Annotated in this window: 14 protein-coding genes; 4 read left to right on the forward strand and 10 right to left on the reverse strand. The window is 64.3% G+C overall.

The genetic code is table 11. From position 1 onward, the window contains the following. Positions 1-39 precede the first annotated feature (39 nt). The gene (locus ACVOMF_RS10650) at positions 40-771 is read right to left on the reverse strand and encodes an outer membrane beta-barrel protein (protein WP_481509260.1); all 732 of its coding nucleotides are present in this window, start codon (positions 769-771) and stop codon (positions 40-42) included. A gap of 223 nt (positions 772-994) precedes the next feature. Here ACVOMF_RS10650 and ACVOMF_RS10655 point away from each other — a divergent pair, with 223 nt between their 5' ends. Continuing rightward, positions 995-1,783, forward strand: a complete 789-nt coding sequence (locus tag ACVOMF_RS10655; protein WP_481509261.1) for a hypothetical protein — start codon at positions 995-997, stop codon at positions 1,781-1,783. 13 nt (positions 1,784-1,796) lie between these two features. Here ACVOMF_RS10655 and ACVOMF_RS10660 read toward each other — a convergent pair whose 3' ends face one another. The 9 genes from ACVOMF_RS10660 to ACVOMF_RS10700 all read right to left on the reverse strand — a co-directional run bounded on the left by ACVOMF_RS10660 (position 1,797) and on the right by ACVOMF_RS10700 (position 11,622). Next, on the reverse strand, positions 1,797-2,990 hold the full coding sequence (locus ACVOMF_RS10660) for a GDSL-type esterase/lipase family protein (RefSeq protein ID WP_481509262.1): 1,194 nt from the start codon (positions 2,988-2,990) through the stop codon (positions 1,797-1,799). A 153-nt stretch (positions 2,991-3,143) separates the two neighbouring features. After that, entirely contained in the window at positions 3,144-3,782 is a 639-nt protein-coding gene (locus tag ACVOMF_RS10665) for an RpiB/LacA/LacB family sugar-phosphate isomerase (RefSeq protein ID WP_282270991.1), read from the reverse strand. A gap of 393 nt (positions 3,783-4,175) precedes the next feature. Beyond that, positions 4,176-4,931 (reverse strand): 2-dehydro-3-deoxy-D-gluconate 5-dehydrogenase KduD, encoded by a 756-nt coding sequence (gene kduD / locus ACVOMF_RS10670; protein ID WP_313172839.1) that lies wholly within the window; start codon positions 4,929-4,931, stop codon positions 4,176-4,178. Between the two features lie 217 nt (positions 4,932-5,148). After that, the gene (locus tag ACVOMF_RS10675) at positions 5,149-6,234 is read right to left on the reverse strand and encodes a LacI family DNA-binding transcriptional regulator (protein WP_282270996.1); all 1,086 of its coding nucleotides are present in this window, start codon (positions 6,232-6,234) and stop codon (positions 5,149-5,151) included. Positions 6,235-6,249: 15 nt separating this feature from the next. Then, a complete protein-coding gene (locus ACVOMF_RS10680) occupies positions 6,250-7,827 on the reverse strand; it encodes a family 43 glycosylhydrolase (RefSeq protein ID WP_481509263.1) in 1,578 nt (525 codons plus the stop codon). An 88-nt stretch (positions 7,828-7,915) separates the two neighbouring features. After that, complete coding sequence (locus ACVOMF_RS10685; RefSeq protein ID WP_296247413.1) at positions 7,916-9,199, reverse strand: TRAP transporter large permease; 1,284 nt, start codon at positions 9,197-9,199, stop codon at positions 7,916-7,918. A gap of 3 nt (positions 9,200-9,202) precedes the next feature. Continuing rightward, a complete protein-coding gene (locus tag ACVOMF_RS10690; RefSeq protein ID WP_481509264.1) occupies positions 9,203-9,739 on the reverse strand; it encodes a TRAP transporter small permease in 537 nt (178 codons plus the stop codon). Positions 9,740-9,752: 13 nt separating this feature from the next. Beyond that, positions 9,753-10,757 carry a TRAP transporter substrate-binding protein gene (locus tag ACVOMF_RS10695; RefSeq protein ID WP_481509265.1) on the reverse strand — a complete coding sequence of 335 codons (1,005 nt, stop codon included), beginning with the start codon at positions 10,755-10,757 and terminating at the stop codon, positions 9,753-9,755. A 37-nt stretch (positions 10,758-10,794) separates the two neighbouring features. Continuing rightward, on the reverse strand, positions 10,795-11,622 hold the full coding sequence (locus tag ACVOMF_RS10700) for a 2-keto-4-pentenoate hydratase (protein ID WP_481509266.1): 828 nt from the start codon (positions 11,620-11,622) through the stop codon (positions 10,795-10,797). A gap of 140 nt (positions 11,623-11,762) precedes the next feature. On the opposite strand from ACVOMF_RS10700, the gene ACVOMF_RS10705 reads away from it, so the two are divergent. The 3 genes from ACVOMF_RS10705 to ACVOMF_RS10715 all read left to right on the forward strand — a co-directional run bounded on the left by ACVOMF_RS10705 (position 11,763) and on the right by ACVOMF_RS10715 (position 15,160). Continuing rightward, positions 11,763-12,749, forward strand: coding sequence for an alpha/beta hydrolase (locus ACVOMF_RS10705; protein WP_481509267.1), 987 nt, complete (start codon positions 11,763-11,765; stop codon positions 12,747-12,749). Between the two features lie 159 nt (positions 12,750-12,908). Beyond that, a complete protein-coding gene (locus ACVOMF_RS10710; protein WP_481509268.1) occupies positions 12,909-14,513 on the forward strand; it encodes a carboxylesterase/lipase family protein in 1,605 nt (534 codons plus the stop codon). 56 nt (positions 14,514-14,569) lie between these two features. Next, on the forward strand, positions 14,570-15,160 hold the full coding sequence (locus ACVOMF_RS10715) for a cysteine dioxygenase family protein (protein WP_481509269.1): 591 nt from the start codon (positions 14,570-14,572) through the stop codon (positions 15,158-15,160). The last annotated feature ends 145 nt before the right edge of the window (positions 15,161-15,305 follow it).

A 15,305-nucleotide genomic window follows, 5' to 3' on the forward strand; every position in this document is an offset into this window, starting at 1 on the left:
TGCCCATGAGCCGGTCCTCAACGACCGGCTTGCAGGCCATCAGAAGCGGACTTCCGCACCCAGGGTGAGGGTGTCGGCACCGTTCACCTCGTACTCTTCGTCGTCGCGGTTGTACTCAGCCGAGTACAGGTAGCCGGTGTACATCAGCTGCAGGTTGAAGTGGCGGCTGACGTCCACACCAACGCCCACGCCTCCGTAAAGACCATCGGTACTGACCTTGCCCCAGTAATCATCCGACTTGGCGCGCCAGTAGCCAGCACGCACGGTGCCGAACCAGGCACTGTTCCTGCCGAAGCTGAAACGCGCATTCGCGCCGATATTGGTGAACCTGACCTCAGGCACCAGAAAGTCTTTCTCGCGCGTTTCCCGCAGCTTGCCTGCGCCAAGCTCGATACCCACCTGGGCAAAATCTTCGATCTGCCAGCGATAGCCCGCGCTGGCGGAAACCGCACGTTGGTCAGCATCCTCATAGACCCAGCCAGCACCACCCTGCACGCCGACGAAGAAGCCCGACTGCGGCTGCTCGCGCTTGGACGATGGGCCACCCCATTGCGGTGCGGGTGCCGTTGCAGGTGCCGGGGCAATGGGCGAAGCAGGAGTCACCTGCGCCGTAGCCTCGCCGGCCACCGGGGGCTGGGCTGGCGTTGCAGCGGCGGGTGCGGTCTGCTGGGCGCGGTAAGCGGCCCAACCCTTGGAAATGGACTGCGCATCGGCGGCGCCGGCAGTCAGCAGCAACAACGGAACGAGTGCGGCAATGCAGGTCTTCTTCATCTGATTCCATCCTGGATGATGCGTATTCCATTCTTCCTGAACCGAACCGCCACGCCCGCAGGACGCGCGTCGCCCACGTCTGCTTGCGCAGAACCGGCGTTTGTCTGGATCGGAAGCCCCTAGGAACGGCACATTGGGGGCGGCCCTGAGCCGTGTCAAGCCAGCCCGACAGCGGCATCTTTGGCCTGCGCGCAGGTGCCGATAAAACAGCGGTATGGAAACGATGTCGCAGCCGATCACTGCGGCGCAGGGCCATGGATCGCCTGCGAGCCGCGCAATCAGTGCATCGCTGGGCCAACAACCGCCCTCCGCTAAACTCAGCTCAAAATACCGCTCACCCCAAGGCGTTGCCGTCCTGCCGACGCGGTTCTGCACTCAACTGACCGATAGCAATCACTCCCAAGCCCCCTGGCAGCACAAACAGACCAACAACGGGAATCCTTCCATGATTCGATCACTGATCCTCATCACGGCATTGCTCGCCTGCGCATGCGCCCGGCAACCGGCACCCGTGGCCGACGTTGCTGCAGTCTTGCCGGATGATGCGTTGGCCGATGAAGTTCCCAACGATCAGGGGCAACCCTTTATCACGGAAGTCATGGCAGCACTGGAACACGCCGACCGCGTCGTACTGGTTGAACACTCTTTTGAAACCGACTTCCCAACAACACCCGGCCCGAATGATCCACCCAGTCGAGAGCGAAGCTACAAGCGTGTTGAGCTTTCCGAAGCGCAGGTCTCTGGATTGCGGAATCGGCTGGCAGCGATGTCACCCCATGTTGCATCGTATGTGTCGGCGTGCGCCTACATCCCTCACCACCGCCTGGAATTTTTCCGCGGGAAAAAGCGGATTCAACGCATGGAGATCTGTTTGACCTGCGGTCAACTTGAGTGGGATGGCGTACACACTACGGAACCAGGTGGTTTTTACCGCACGTTCTCTGACTTCCTCAAGGAGACCGGTTTCGAACCGGATCGCAATTGGGAGTTATTGGCCCGACAGCCAGAATGAGCACGCAGTCGACTCAGCGCGCGTGGTTCGTCGAGGTTGGATACGCCAGCATCACCACCAGATCGTCCTCGCCGGTCTGTTGCAGGGCATGGCTGCTGCCGCTGCGGGTGAGCAGAGCGTGGCCGGGGCCGATGTCGTATTGCTTGCCGTCCAGCACGTACAGCCCGCGACCGCTGACGATGTAGTAGATCTCGTCCTTGTGCTGCGGGTGCAGGCCGATGCCGGCACCCTTGTGCAGGACACGCTTGCGCATGACGAAGGGCAGATCGCTTACGGCGGCGAAGAACGAGTAAGCGGTGGTTGGACCGGCACCGCCGTGCGGGCCAGGTTGCTGGCGGCCGATGTCCTGTTCGCGGATGACCTGTGAACCGTGCGGGTTGCCTGCCTCCTGCTTTGGCGTGGCAACAGCAGGGGCTGCGGCGCTTGGTGTGGAAGTCACGCCGCCCTGCCCTGCGTCGATCACCCCGCAATCGATATCGCGCTTGAGCGTTGGCTTCATCTGCGGCGCGACGTCGACCCAGCCGCGCATCACCAGACAAGCGACTGCTGTAGCACCAGCAACGCTGAAGTGTGTTCCATCGGCCTTGTTCTGCTCCGGTACGAACATGAAATAGGGCCTGGCGCCCTGCTCGCCCAGCGCGCGTATCCACGCCATCGAACTCGCATTGAGATCGATCATCTGCACGTTCTGTTCGGCAGCGACGTGCTTCATCGCCTGCGTGTAGCGGCCATGCGTATCCAGCAGCGCGCCGAAGTCGTAGAGCAGGCGCGCGACGGGTGTGATCAGGATGGGCGTTGCACCTTTTGTGCGTGCAGCGGCGATGTAGCGCGAGAGGAATTGTTGATAGTCGCTGTCTGGATTGGTGTAGCGCGTTGGGTCTTCCAGCTTTGCATCGTTGTGGCCGAACTGGATCAGCAGCACGTCGCCGGCTTCCAGCTCTTTCTCGATTGCGTCCAGGCGCCCTTCGGCGATGAAGCTGCGGGTGCTGCGACCGCCGACGGCGTGGTTGCGCACCTGCCATTGACTGTCATCGAGCCAGCTTTGCAGCACCTGGCCCCAGCCGGCTTGTGGTGCGCGCTCGGGGCCATAGCTGGCGGCAGTGGAGTCTGCGGCGATGAAGACGCGGTGGGTGGGCTCCTGACATTTGGCTTGGAAAGCAAATGCAAGCGCAAAAATGCCGACCAGAAAAGATGCATGAGATTGCATGGGCTGCTTCTGCTCAAAGTCCCCTCTCCCCTTGTGGGAGAAGGGCTGGGTCCAATTTTCACGGTGATCTGATCGCACACGATCAACCACAAACAACAAAGGCGCCCGCAGGCGCCCTTGTCTGCCCGCTGGGGCGCTGCAGCATGCGTGGGCTTACTTGCCCAGCACGCTCTTCACGTAGGCGACGATGTTCTCGTCCTGCGCGTTGTCGAAGAACGCCTTCTGGAAGCGCTCGCCGCCGACGGCCTGCTTCACCAATTCCTGGTCGATGGACTTCAGGCCTTCGACGAAGTCCTTGGAGGCGCCCTGCTTCACCTGCGCCAGGATGCCGGCATTGGCCATCTGCGATTCCTTGCGCTCGGCCGGGTAACCCTGGCCGCGCTCACCGGCAAATGCCTTCTCGAAGATGTAGCGGATGTTGATTTCCGCGCCCCAGCCGAAGCCCTTGGCGAACGGCAGTGCCAGCGCGTTGCCGCTGTTGACCTGGGCGAACAGGAAGGCATCGGTCGGCTCGATGCAGTAGCCGCAGAACACGCCCGGCCATGCATTGAGCGACATCATCGCGCCCTGCCCGGTGCCGCAGCCGGCAACCACGAAATCCACGGCCTTGGCGTTGAGCAGCAGCGCGGCGCAGATGCCGAGGTGGATGTAGGTCAGGCGGTGATCGTTGTCACCGTCCATGCCGACGTTGAACACATCGTGGCCCTGTGCGGCGGCGACGGTGTTGAGCTGTTCCAGCACCACCGGGTTCTTGGCGGCCTGGCTGAACTCCTGCATCAATGCGATTTTCATTGCGTGACTCTCGATTAGGGGGAAACGTTGTTGTTGATGAGGTGGAAGCAAAAGCAAAAGCTCCCCTCATCCGCCCCTTCGGGGCACCTTCTCTCGCATGCGGGAGAAGGGAAATCTGTGCTGCTGGCGTCTGCTGCTTGGCTGGCGCCGCTCACTATTGCTACGGTCGTTGCCATCGCTGTAGCCGTTGTTGTCTTTAGCTTTAGCTCCGCCTTTAGCTTCTGCGTTAGCGTTAGCTTTGGCTGTTGCTTCGGCTCCTGCCTTGGCTCTTGCCTTGGCTCTTGCTTTCCCCTCTCCCGCCTGCGGGAGAGGGGTTGGGGTGAGGGCGCTTCTGGCTTCTCAGCTTTACGCTTCTGGCCTGCCTTTCAGCTTCCGCTTCACCACCTTCAATCCTCAGCGCGCCAACCAGCCACCATCCACCGGAATGATCGCGCCGTTGACGTAATCCGACGCGCTCGAAGCCAGGAACACTGCCGTGCCGCCCAGGTCTTCCGGCTTGCCCCAGCGGCCGGCCGGGATGCGGTCCAGGATCGCCTTGTTGCGGTCTTCGTCAGCACGCAGCTGCGCGGTGTTGTCAGTGGCCATGTAGCCCGGGGCGATGGCGTTGATGGTCACGCCCTTGCCTGCCCACTCATTGGCCAGCAGGCGGGTGATGCCGGCGATGCCGCTCTTGGAAGCGGTATACGACGGCACCCGCACGCCGCCCTGGAAGGACAGCATCGAGGCGATGTTGATGATCTTGCCGCTGCCCTGGGCGATGAAATGCTTGCCGGCGGCCTGGCTCATGAAGAACGCGGACTTGATGTTGACGTTCATCACGTCGTCCCAATCCTTCTCGCTGAAATCCACGGCATCAGCGCGACGGATCAGACCGGCGTTGTTGACCAGGATATCCAGGCGGCCCAGACCGGCAATGGTTTCGGCAACCACACGCTCAACCGGCTCGATGCTGATCAGGTTGGCTTCGATGTTGAGGAAGCGGCGGCCCAGCGCGCGCACCTTCTCGGCGGTCTCGTCGGCCGGGACGATGCCGGCACCTGCAATGTCGGCACCGGCGGCGGCCAGCGCCAGCGCGATGCCCTGGCCCAGACCGGTATTGGCACCGGTTACCAGGGCGACCTTGCCTTCGAGACTGAATGGATTCGTCATGCTGTTCCTCTCCCAGAGCGGTAGTTCGATGGTGCTGCCGGCGGCGGGTGCCGGAGCGGGGCGATGGCACCGGAGCGGGTCCGGTCAGCGCATCTGTCCAGTGGCCCGCACTGCAATCCGCGGGCCTGCAAGGCGATTCTAGCCAATTATGGAAACCGGTGTCATTTTGCACTGCAAGATAAGCGGTTTCTTTTGAAAAACAAAAACTTGGGTTCGATCAGTCCTGCGGCGGCTGGCAGGAATCGCGCACGATCAGATGTGGGCGCACGCTGGCCAGGGGCATGGCGGTCTTGCCCTCGGGCTGGATCAGCATGGCCGCCGCTGTTCTCCCGGTGTCACGGGTGTTGCGGCGTACCGAGGTCAGCGACGGCCACAGGCGTGAGGCCAACGGGCTGTCGTCGTAACCGACGATCGACAACTCGCGTGGAATGCTGATGCCGGCACGCATGGCCACCTTGTAGACGCCGGCAGCCATTTCATCGTTACCGGTGAAGATGGCGGTCGGGCGCTGTTTGCCCAGCAGCAGCTTCTCGGCCGCGGCCACACCGGATTCGAAGGTGTAACCGGCCTCGATGATGCGCGCCGGCGGCAGCTCGATGCCACGCCGCTCCAGGGCTTCAAGAAAGCCAGCGGTGCGTTCATGCGCGGAGCGGTAGGCGGTGGGGCCGGTGATCAGGGCGATGTCGCGGTGGCCCAGCGACAGCAGGTAATCGGCCGCTTCGGCGGCGCCGTCACGGTCGTGGGTGATCACCATCTGCGAGGTTTCATCCAGCGGCAGCGAGGCGATGCGGGTGAAGCGGCAGCCGATCTCGTCCAGCATGTCGGCCAGCGCCTGGTCTTCGGACGCGCGCGGCACCAGGATCACGCCGTGCAGCTTCTGCTGCTGCACGAAGCGCTTCACGCCCTCGATGTAGCCGGGGCTGCGGGTGTCGCAGGGGTGCACCACCAGCTCGAAACTGGAGCCGCGCAGCGCATCCAATGCACCGTTCTGCATGTCCACCACGTACTGCGCGGTGGGGTTGTCGTAGACCATGCCGATCAGGAACGAGCGCCGGAACGCCAGCCCGCGGGCCAGCGGGTCGGGCGTGTAGCCGACCTCGCGCATCAATGCTTCCACCTTGTCGCGGGTGTCTTTGCGCACCAGCGGCGAGTTGTTGATGATCCGCGAGACCGTCTTCTTGGAAACACCCGACAGCCGCGCGATGTCGTTGATGGTGGCGGGCCGCCCCAGTGACTGGGGCGTGGCGGCGGCGTCGGCTTTCTTGCGCAAGGCGATGTCCTTGAAACCGTTCAATACATTCATTCTATCGGGCCGCGCTCAATCCAGTGCGCGGTAGCGGAACTGGCGGAAATGGACCTTGCCGTTGCCGGCGGCATAGATGGCCGGCTTCAGTGCAAGGAATTTCCCCGCCACATTGTGATGGTAGCCGGAGACTTCCATCTGAACAGGATACTTCTGCCAGGTCCGGCCGTCCTTGGAGCTGTGGATGGTGAGGATGTGGCGGTTGTTGGTGACCCGCAGCCACAGCTTGCCGCCGGTGGCGCTGGGCTGGGGCCGGGTGGGGCGCTCCTCGCCATAGCGGTGCAGGATGAACTGCTCGCCATTGCTGCCCACGCCGGCGTACAGGCGGTCGCTGTAGTACAGCAGGGCGCCACCAAAGGCACCCGGCTCGATGTCCATCTCCACTTCAAACTGATAGGCGACGTCGCCGGCAATGGCGGTCAACGGTGAGCTGTCACGCGGAGTGCTGCCCTTGCCCTGCAGGCTCATGCCGTCCTTGTCGAAGGACAGGCGCTGGTACTCCTCGCGGGTCGGGTTGAAGAACGACCACTGCGGGCCGAGCTTGCCGCCCTTGAAGTCATCGGACAGCGCCATGCCATGCGGCAGCGCCTCGCCGGATGGCTTGAGCAGCGGCCTACCCAGATCGCCGCCCTTGGCCACGAACCAACCATCGTCGGTCCACTCGATCGGCTCCAGCAGCATCTGCCGGCCCAGCGTCCAGTACCCGTTCTCGTAGCCGTGGTACATCATCCAGCCGCGGCCATCGGTGCCTTCGATCAAGGTGGCATGGCCACGCGACCACCACGGCTCGGCGCGATCGACGGTGCGGGTGATGGGGTTGTTGGGTGCGTTTTCCCACGGCCCGTGGATCGAGCGCGAGCGTGCGGTGATGACCATGTGCCCGGTCGGCGGACCGGCGGTGCCGCCGACCGCAGTGGTCATGTAATACCAGCCATTGCGCTGGCTGATCTTCGGGCCTTCCTGGGCGTAGGACTCCACGTCCCAGCTTTCCGGGTAACGCCAGCCGTCATAGACATGCCTGGGCTTGCCGACCACGCTCAGGCCGTCATCGCTGATCTGCACGTAATCGCCACCGGACAGGAACAGGTAGCGCTTGCCGTCCTCGCCCACGGCGTGGCCGGGATCGATATAGCCGGACAGGCCGATGTCGATCGGCTCGCTCCACGGGCCCTTGATGTCGTCGGCCCAGACCACGAAGTTGCTGCGCGACTCACCGGTGCGCGCCGGGAAGTAGATGAAGTAGCGGCCCTTGTGCTTGATGATGTCCGGCGCCCAGATCGCGCCGACGTTGGTGGTGATCGCATGGCCCAGTGGCTGCCAGTTGACCAGGTCGCGCGAATGCCAGATCGGCAGGCCGGGATAGGCGTCGAAGGAGGACAGGGTGAGGTAATAATCATCACCGTCCTTGAGCACCGACGGATCCGGGTGGTCGCCGGCCAGCACCGGGTTGAGGAAGCTGCCATTGCCCAGATCGGCCATGCGCTGGTGCTCGATGCCACGCTTCGGGCTGATCGGTGCATCGGCGGCCCAGGCCGGCACGGCGGCCAACAGGCATGCGGTGGCCAGCGCGGCCAGGGTACGGGTCACGTTCATCGACATCTCCAGGTTGAAGGCGCGGCGGATACGCCAGCGTCAAACCACGGCTGCGGACAGGCGCGAACCTGTCCGCAGCGTGCATGCATCAGCTACGCAGCAGGGCCGGCAGCCACAGCGACAGTTCGGGGAAGAAGGTCACGATCAACAGGACCACCAGCCCGGCCATCCAGAACGGCCAGATGGTCTTCATGCTTTCGCCGACGCTGATCTTGCCGATGGCGGTGCCGATGAACAGCACCGAGCCCACCGGCGGTGTGACCAGGCCGAGGCCACCGGTCAGCACCAGCACCAGGCCGAAGTGGATCGGGTCGATGCCATAGGCCTTGGCCACCGGCAGGAAGATCGGCGTGCAGATCAGGATCATCGGCGCCAGGTCCATGAAGGTACCCAGCAACAGCAGCATCACCACAATCATCAACAGCACCATGTACTTGCTGTGGGCGAACGACTGCAGGAACTCCACCGCCGCCGCAGGCACCTGCAGGTAGGCCAGCAACCAGCCGAACACCGCAGCGGTGGCGATCACGAACAGGATCACACCGGTGCTGCGCGCCGCGTGGATGACGGTTTCGAAGAACTCCTTGATGCGCAGCTGGCGGTACAGCACGGTGGTCACCAGCAAGGCGTAGACCACGGCGATTGCCGCCGATTCCACCGCGGTGAAGATACCGGCGCGGATACCAAAGAAGATCAGGCCGACCAGACCGAGGCCGGGCAGGGCGGCAACCAGTCGCAACAGCACCGCGCGCCAGCCCGGAAAGGCTTCCACGCCGTAACCACGACGACGCGCAACCACGTAGCCGGTGACCATCAGCACCACCGTCATCAACAGCGCCGGCACGATACCCGCAGCGAACAGATCGGCGATGGACAGGCCACCACCGGCCGCGGCCGAGAACAGGATCAGGTTATGCGAGGGCGGCACCAGCAGCGCCACCAGTGCGGCGGTGATGCTGACGTTGACCGCGAAGTCACGGTCGTAACCACGCTTGACCATCTGCGGAATCATCGTGCCGCCGACCGCCGATACGTCGGCGATGGCCGAACCCGAGACGCCGCCGAAGAACAGCGAGGACAGGATCGAGACCTGTCCCAGGCCACCGCGCAGGCGCCCAACCAGCGATGAGGCCAGCGAAATAAGACGCTCGGAAATACCCCCGCGCATCATGATTTCACCGGCAAAGATGAAAAGCGGAATGGCGATCAGCGAGGCCGAACCGGTACCGGCCGAGATCTGCTGCACCAGCACGATGCTGGGGATGTCCAGGTACAACAAGGTCGCCAGCGCGGCGGCGGCAAGCGCGTAGGCCACCGGTACGCCGATCAACAACAGCACGCCGAATACGGCGAAAAGAATTGCGATACCCATGACTCAGCGGTCCCCTTCGGCAGCGTTGGCAGCGGTGCCGGCGCCAACGCGCAGCGACAACAGCAGGCGATTGAGTGCGAACAGCGCCATCAGCGCACCACCGATGCTCAGCGGCAGGTAGTTCACGCTCTGTGGCAGGTTGGCACCGGCGGTCTTGATGTGCAGGCCGTCCAGCCACAACACCCAACCCCACCAGGCCAGGAAACCACCAATGGTGCCGACGATCAGTGGCACCAGCGCATCGATCAGGCGCTTGACCAGCGGATGCATGTGCTCGGCCAGCAGGAAGAAGCCGAAATGGCGGTTGGTATACACACCGGCTGCCGCGCCCATGCTCATCGTCGTGCTCAGCAGCAACAGCGTGACCGGCTCGGTCCAGCTCGGCGAATTATTGATGACGTAGCGGGCGAAGACCTGCCAGCCCTGCACCACCACCAGCCCTAGCAGAGCGACGACGGCGATGTAGATGACCACGTTGGCGAGTTTCTCCAGCACGCGCTGGAGTCCTGCCGGGGCCGCTTGTACGTTGGAATCAGACATCGGTACGGCCCCCTCAGGCGAAGTCGCGGATGCGACGGTGCAACGCGGCGATATCGGCCTGCTGCAGGTAGTCACGCAACAGCGGCTCGGCGGCGGCGCGGAACGCTGGCATGTCGACCGCATTCGACTTCACACCGGCAGCCAGTACCGCCTCGCGGGCCTTGTCTTCGGACGCATCCCAGGCGGTGCGCATCACCTGCACCGATTGCCGCGCCAGGTCGATCACCAGGCGGCGATCTGATGGCGTCAATGCATCCAGGCTGCGGCGCGACATCAGCAGGATGTCCGGCGCGTACGAGTGCTGGCTTTCCGACCAGTAATGCGCGGCCTCGAAATGCCGGCTGGAGTGGAAGCTGCGCATGTTGTTCTCGGCGCCGTCGATCATGTGCGTCTCCATGCCGGAGAACGTGTCGCCCAGCGACATCGGCGTGGGGTTGGCACCGAACAGACGCATCAGCTGCAGGAAGATGTCCGAGCTGGCCACGCGCAGCTTCAAACCGTGCAGGTCCTTGGGCGTGATGATCGGGTGCTTGGTGTTGTAGAAGCTGCGCGCACCGGAGTCATAGACCGCCAGGCCGACCAGTTCGCGGCTTTCAAAGCCCTGCAGCACTGCATCGGCAATGCCGCCGTCCAGCGCGCGTCGCATGTGCGCAACCGAGTCGAAGACATACGGCAGGCACAGCGCGCGGGTCAGCGGGAACGCATTGTTGAGCGCGCCGGAATAGACGCGGGTGATGTCGATGGCACCGAAGCGGGCCATGTCGATCGCCTCGGACTCACGGCCGAGCTGGCCGGAGTGGAACTGGTTCAAGCCCAGGCGGCCGCCGGTTTCGCGCAGCAGCTGTTCGCCGATCCACTTCACCGCGGTGACCGTCGGGTAGTCGGCCACGTGCACATCGGTGGCGGTCAGCAGCTGACTGCCGGCGGCCGCACCTTTGCCGCCGCCAGAGCAGGCGGCGAGGACCGGCATGGCCAATGCCCCCATGCCGGTTTTGAGAAAGCCTCTTCGAGTAACCATAGCGCCCTCCAACGCGTTGCTACCGTGGCGGCCGGGATTACCCGGCGGGCACGGCCTTGCAGGAAATGTCGCCGTAACCGGCGAAGCGAATCAATGCCACTTGGCCCACGGCGATGTCGTGGATGCCGGTGGCATTGCCGGTAGCGATCAGCTCGCCCTTCTTCAAGGGCCGGCCGCGCTTGGCCGAACGCGACAGCGCGAAAGCGTATGCGGCACGCAGGCCGCCGGGCAGGGTGGTGGCGCCACCGGTGCCGACCACGACACCATCGATCTCGGTCTGCGCACGCAGCTCCGGCTCATCGCAGCGGGTCCAGTTCGGCACTTCGGCGCCCAGCACCAGGCCGTTGTTGTTGCCGAAATCGGACACCACCACACGCGGGCCCAGCGCATTGATGGTCTTCAACGGGCTGCTGGCCACTTCCACGCCGATATAGAGTTTGGCCGGCAGCGCTTCGGCTTCTTCCGGGGTCCAGTCGAGCTTGTCGGCCGGTGCATCGGCGAGCAATTCGAGCACGTATTCGGCTTCCACCGCGGCAAAGCCGCCAGCGGCTTCAAATACGGGGATCTCCACGATGCTACCGGTAGCATTCCAGAGATTGCGTTGGAAAATCGGGCCGAGCAGGCGATCGTCGCCGGAGCTGTCGCGGCGCTCGGCGGCGATGTAGCCGACCTTCCAGCCAACCACCCTGTCATCCCAGCGGCCGATCGCCAGATCCTGCACCTGATAGGCGGTGACCAGATCGTCCGGGATCGTCCCGGGGAAATCCGGAAGCGAACGGCCATCGCGGCGTGCTTCCACAAAAGTGCGGGCAATCTCGTCCAGCGCGGCTGGCGCCTGCGGCTGGCTGCCTTGGTCGTTGCTCAAGTGCGTCTCCTGGTGACTTTGCTGCACTGCCCATCGACAGTGCTGTGACTGGCTGTATAAGGTAAACCGGTGTCATCTGACAATGTGCACTGCACCAGAAGCTGTACCACGCCCTCGGCCCAGACCTGACCGCTACGCCCATGATTCGACTGAAACCCTTGTTGCAGCTGGCTTTCGCAGCTTTTGTCGTACTACTTCCGGCAACTGTATTGGCCGCCACCGATGGTGAACCCGCAGCGGGGTCGGCCGACCGTATCGCGCTGTGGCCGCAGGGTATGGCACCGGGGGACAAGCCGCTGGCGCAAGCGCAGCGCATCGTCGAACGCAGCAGCGATCCGACGCTGCCGGACCGCTATATCGACCATGTCAGCGCGCCGTATCTGGTGGCGTATCGCCCGGCCAAGCCCAATGGCAGCGCCTTGTTGGTGATCCCCGGCGGCGGCTACCAGCGCGTCGTGCTGGACAAGGAAGGCACGGCACTGGTGCCGGCCCTGGTGGAACAGGGCGGAGTAACCCTGTTTGTGTTGCGCTACCGGCTACCCGGCGAAGGCCGTATCGACCGTGAAGCGGCACTCGCCGATGCGCAGCGTGCACTGCGGCTGATCCGCCATCACGCCAAGGACTGGGGCCTGGACCCACAGCGTATCGGCACGATGGGTTTCTCGGCCGGCGGCCACCTGGCCGCGCGGTTGGGCAACGGCTTTGACCGCAACGTCTATCCGCACAGCGACGCAATCGACGCGGAAAGCGCACGCCCGGACTTCCAGTTGCTGATGTACCCGGTCATCACGATGCGCGGCGACGACGTGCATGCAGGCTCACGCGAACGCCTGCTCGGCAGCGCGCCCAGCGACGAACTGCTGCAGCACTACTCGATGCAGCTGCAGGTCCGCGCCGATACACCGCCAAGCTTCCTGCTGCATGCTGCCGATGACGACGTGGTGCCGGTAGGCAACAGCCTGCTGTTCTACAACAGCCTGCGCAGTGCAAACGTCAACAGCGAAATGCACTTGTTCCCCCACGGCGGCCACGGTTTCGGTACACGCGGCACAGTGGGCCTGACAACAGCGGCATGGCCACAACTGGCCCTGAGCTGGATGGCATCGCAGACAACTCAACCGAAGTAGCGTTCAAGCCCCTCTCCCTGCGGGGTGAGTGTGGTCGCCTGCGAACCACCGGTTCGCGACCTCACGAACGCCCTCGCGCCAGCGCGAGGGCCGGGGCGCGAAGCGGGGGTTGAGCCCACGGCGAAGCGCGCCCAATCTCCGCCACCCCAGGACACCACCATGCCGCAACCCCCAAACAACCCCGCCCGCCGCAGCTTCCTCCAGCAAACCACCCTGCTGGCCGCAGCAACCAGCCTTGCAACCCTCAGCAACTCCAGCTGGGCAAACACTGGCAGCAGCCCCATCGCCCGCGTCCGCAGCGGCCGCGTCGCCGGCCAGACCGAGAACGGTACGCACGTATTCCGCGGCATCCCCTACGGCGCCGACACCGCACCACGCCGCTTCCAGCCCGCCCTGCAGGAACAACCCTGGCGCGGCATACGCAATGCACTCAACTACGGCGCAGCCGCCCCACAGACCGGCAGCGAAGGCCCGGGCAGCGAGGACTGCCTCTACCTCAACGTGTGGACGCCAGCACTGCATGACGGCGGCAAGCGGCCGATCCTGTTCTACATCCACGGCGGCGCCTACAACAACGGCTCCGGCAGCGACCCGCTATACGACGGCGGCAACCTGAGTCGACGCGGCGACGCGGTGGTGGTGACGGTCAACCATCGCCTCAATCTGTTCGGCTATCTGTACCTGGCCCAGCTCGGCGATGAGACCTTCGCCGACTCCGGCAATGTCGGACAGCTTGATCTGGTGCAGGCACTGCAGTGGGTGCTTCAGCACGCCGCCGAGTTTGGCGGCGATGCCGACAACGTCACCGTGTTCGGCCAGTCCGGCGGCGGCGCCAAGATCGCCACGCTGATGGCGATGCCGGCGGCCAAGGGTCTGTTCCACCGCGCCTGGACAATGAGCGGCCAGCAGGCCACCGCCGCCGGCCCGCGCGCGGCCACACAACGCGCGCAGCTGGTGCTCGATCATCTCAAGGCCAATTCCGAGGCATTGCGGCGCATGCCGATGCAGCAACTGCTGGAAGCAGTGAAAGTGCGCGATCCCTCGCGCGTGGAGAACAGCAGCCTCTACGTCGGTCCGGTGCTGGACGCACGCAACCTGCCGGTACACCCGTTCTGGCCGCAGGCGCCGCAGCAGTCGGCGACCATCCCGATGGTAATCGGCAACACCCACGACGAAACCCGTGCCTTCCTCGGCAACGATCCGAAGAATTTCGAACTTAGCTGGGAGGATTTGCCAGCCAAGCTCGAAGCCCAGCAATACGTGGACCTGCTGCCATCGGTGGTGATAGCCGAATACCGCCGCCTGTATCCGCAGTACACGCCGTCGGACGTGTTCTTCGCCGCCACCACCGCCGGACGCTCCTGGCGTGGCGCGGTGGAAGAACTGGAAGCGCGTGCGCGCCAGGGCGCACCGACCTGGGCGTACCAGCTGGACGGCTATGACCGCGATGGCGACGCCGCCAGGCTGCGCGCCTTCCATACGCTGGACATCCCGCTGGTGTTCCACAACAACGCCCAGCCGGGTTCCCGCACCGGCAGCGGTGCCGCGATGCAGCAGCTTGCCGACACGATGAGTGATGCCTTGCTGGCCTTCGCGCGAAGCGGTGATCCGAACCACGCCGGCCTGCCGCAGTGGCAGCAATACGGACTGGAACGCCGACAAACGATGCTGTTCGACACACAAAGCCGGCAGATGGACGACCCGCGCGGCGGCGAACGTCGGCTCTACCAGCAGGCACCCTTCATCCAGCGCGGCACCTTCTGAGGTGGTTGGCAGATAGTTTCAACGGAATCTTTACCTGCCTTGCCTAGACTGCGGTGATGACATTGCAATCGCCGCATCCCGAATTCGCTGGCCGCCAGCGCCTGCTGGACGGTATCGACGCCGCCTTGCAGGCCAGCGATACCCACAGCACGGTCGCCCAGGTGCAGGCTGTGCTGGAACGCGCCATCCGCGATCCGCAGATCGTGCTGCCGGCCTGTGTGCATGCACCGGTGCACGGCCATTACGCGCGCCGCGAGATCTACCGCAGCCCGGAACATGGCTACAGCATCATCGCCATGACCTGGGGGCCGGGGCAGGGCACACCGCTGCATGACCACGATGGCCTGTGGTGCGTGGAGGGCGTATGGCAGGGCAGCTTGGACATCACCCCGTACCGGATGCTGGAGCGCGATGGCGAGCGCTACCGGTTTGCACCGCGCGATTGCCTGCACGGCTGCAAGGGCAGCGCCGGCAACCTGATTCCGCCGGACGAATTCCATACGCTGCGCAACAGCGACACCGAGCGGATTGCGATCTCGGTGCACGTCTACCAGCGCGTGATGGAACGCAGCCACGTATTCCAGCCGATCGATGATGCGCCACGCTGGTATGCGCGTGAGTGCAGGGAATTGGGCCTGGACGCGTAATCTGCGCGCCGTGTTTTGTGGGAGCCGCGTAAGCCGCGAAGCCAACAATGCAAGCAACACCTGTAGTGGGGGGGGGGGGGGCGGGGGGGGGGGGAGGGTGGGGGGGGGTTGGGGCGGCGCTGCGGGTGTGGGGCGTCGAGTAATG

This window comes from Stenotrophomonas sp. STEN022 (assembly GCF_056760155.1).

Bases quoted from the DNA above. Each gene is read 5' to 3' on its own strand.
- ACVOMF_RS10685 (WP_296247413.1), bottom strand. From the start codon at position 9,199: ATGGGTATCGCAATTCTTTTCGCCGTATTCGGCGTGCTGTTGTTGATC.
- kduD (WP_313172839.1), bottom strand. From the start codon at position 4,931: ATGACGAATCCATTCAGTCTCGAAGGCAAGGTCGCCCTGGTAACCGGT.
- ACVOMF_RS10690 (WP_481509264.1), bottom strand. From the start codon at position 9,739: ATGTCTGATTCCAACGTACAAGCGGCCCCGGCAGGACTCCAGCGCGTG.
- ACVOMF_RS10660 (WP_481509262.1), bottom strand. From the start codon at position 2,990: ATGCAATCTCATGCATCTTTTCTGGTCGGCATTTTTGCGCTTGCATTT.
- ACVOMF_RS10665 (WP_282270991.1), bottom strand. From the start codon at position 3,782: ATGAAAATCGCATTGATGCAGGAGTTCAGCCAGGCCGCCAAGAACCCG.
- ACVOMF_RS10680 (WP_481509263.1), bottom strand. From the start codon at position 7,827: ATGAACGTGACCCGTACCCTGGCCGCGCTGGCCACCGCATGCCTGTTG.
- ACVOMF_RS10695 (WP_481509265.1), bottom strand. From the start codon at position 10,757: ATGGTTACTCGAAGAGGCTTTCTCAAAACCGGCATGGGGGCATTGGCC.
- ACVOMF_RS10650 (WP_481509260.1), bottom strand. From the start codon at position 771: ATGAAGAAGACCTGCATTGCCGCACTCGTTCCGTTGTTGCTGCTGACT.
- ACVOMF_RS10710 (WP_481509268.1), top strand. From the start codon at position 12,909: ATGCCGCAACCCCCAAACAACCCCGCCCGCCGCAGCTTCCTCCAGCAA.
- ACVOMF_RS10675 (WP_282270996.1), bottom strand. From the start codon at position 6,234: ATGAATGTATTGAACGGTTTCAAGGACATCGCCTTGCGCAAGAAAGCC.
- ACVOMF_RS10715 (WP_481509269.1), top strand. From the start codon at position 14,570: ATGACATTGCAATCGCCGCATCCCGAATTCGCTGGCCGCCAGCGCCTG.
- ACVOMF_RS10655 (WP_481509261.1), top strand. From the start codon at position 995: ATGTCGCAGCCGATCACTGCGGCGCAGGGCCATGGATCGCCTGCGAGC.
- ACVOMF_RS10705 (WP_481509267.1), top strand. From the start codon at position 11,763: ATGATTCGACTGAAACCCTTGTTGCAGCTGGCTTTCGCAGCTTTTGTC.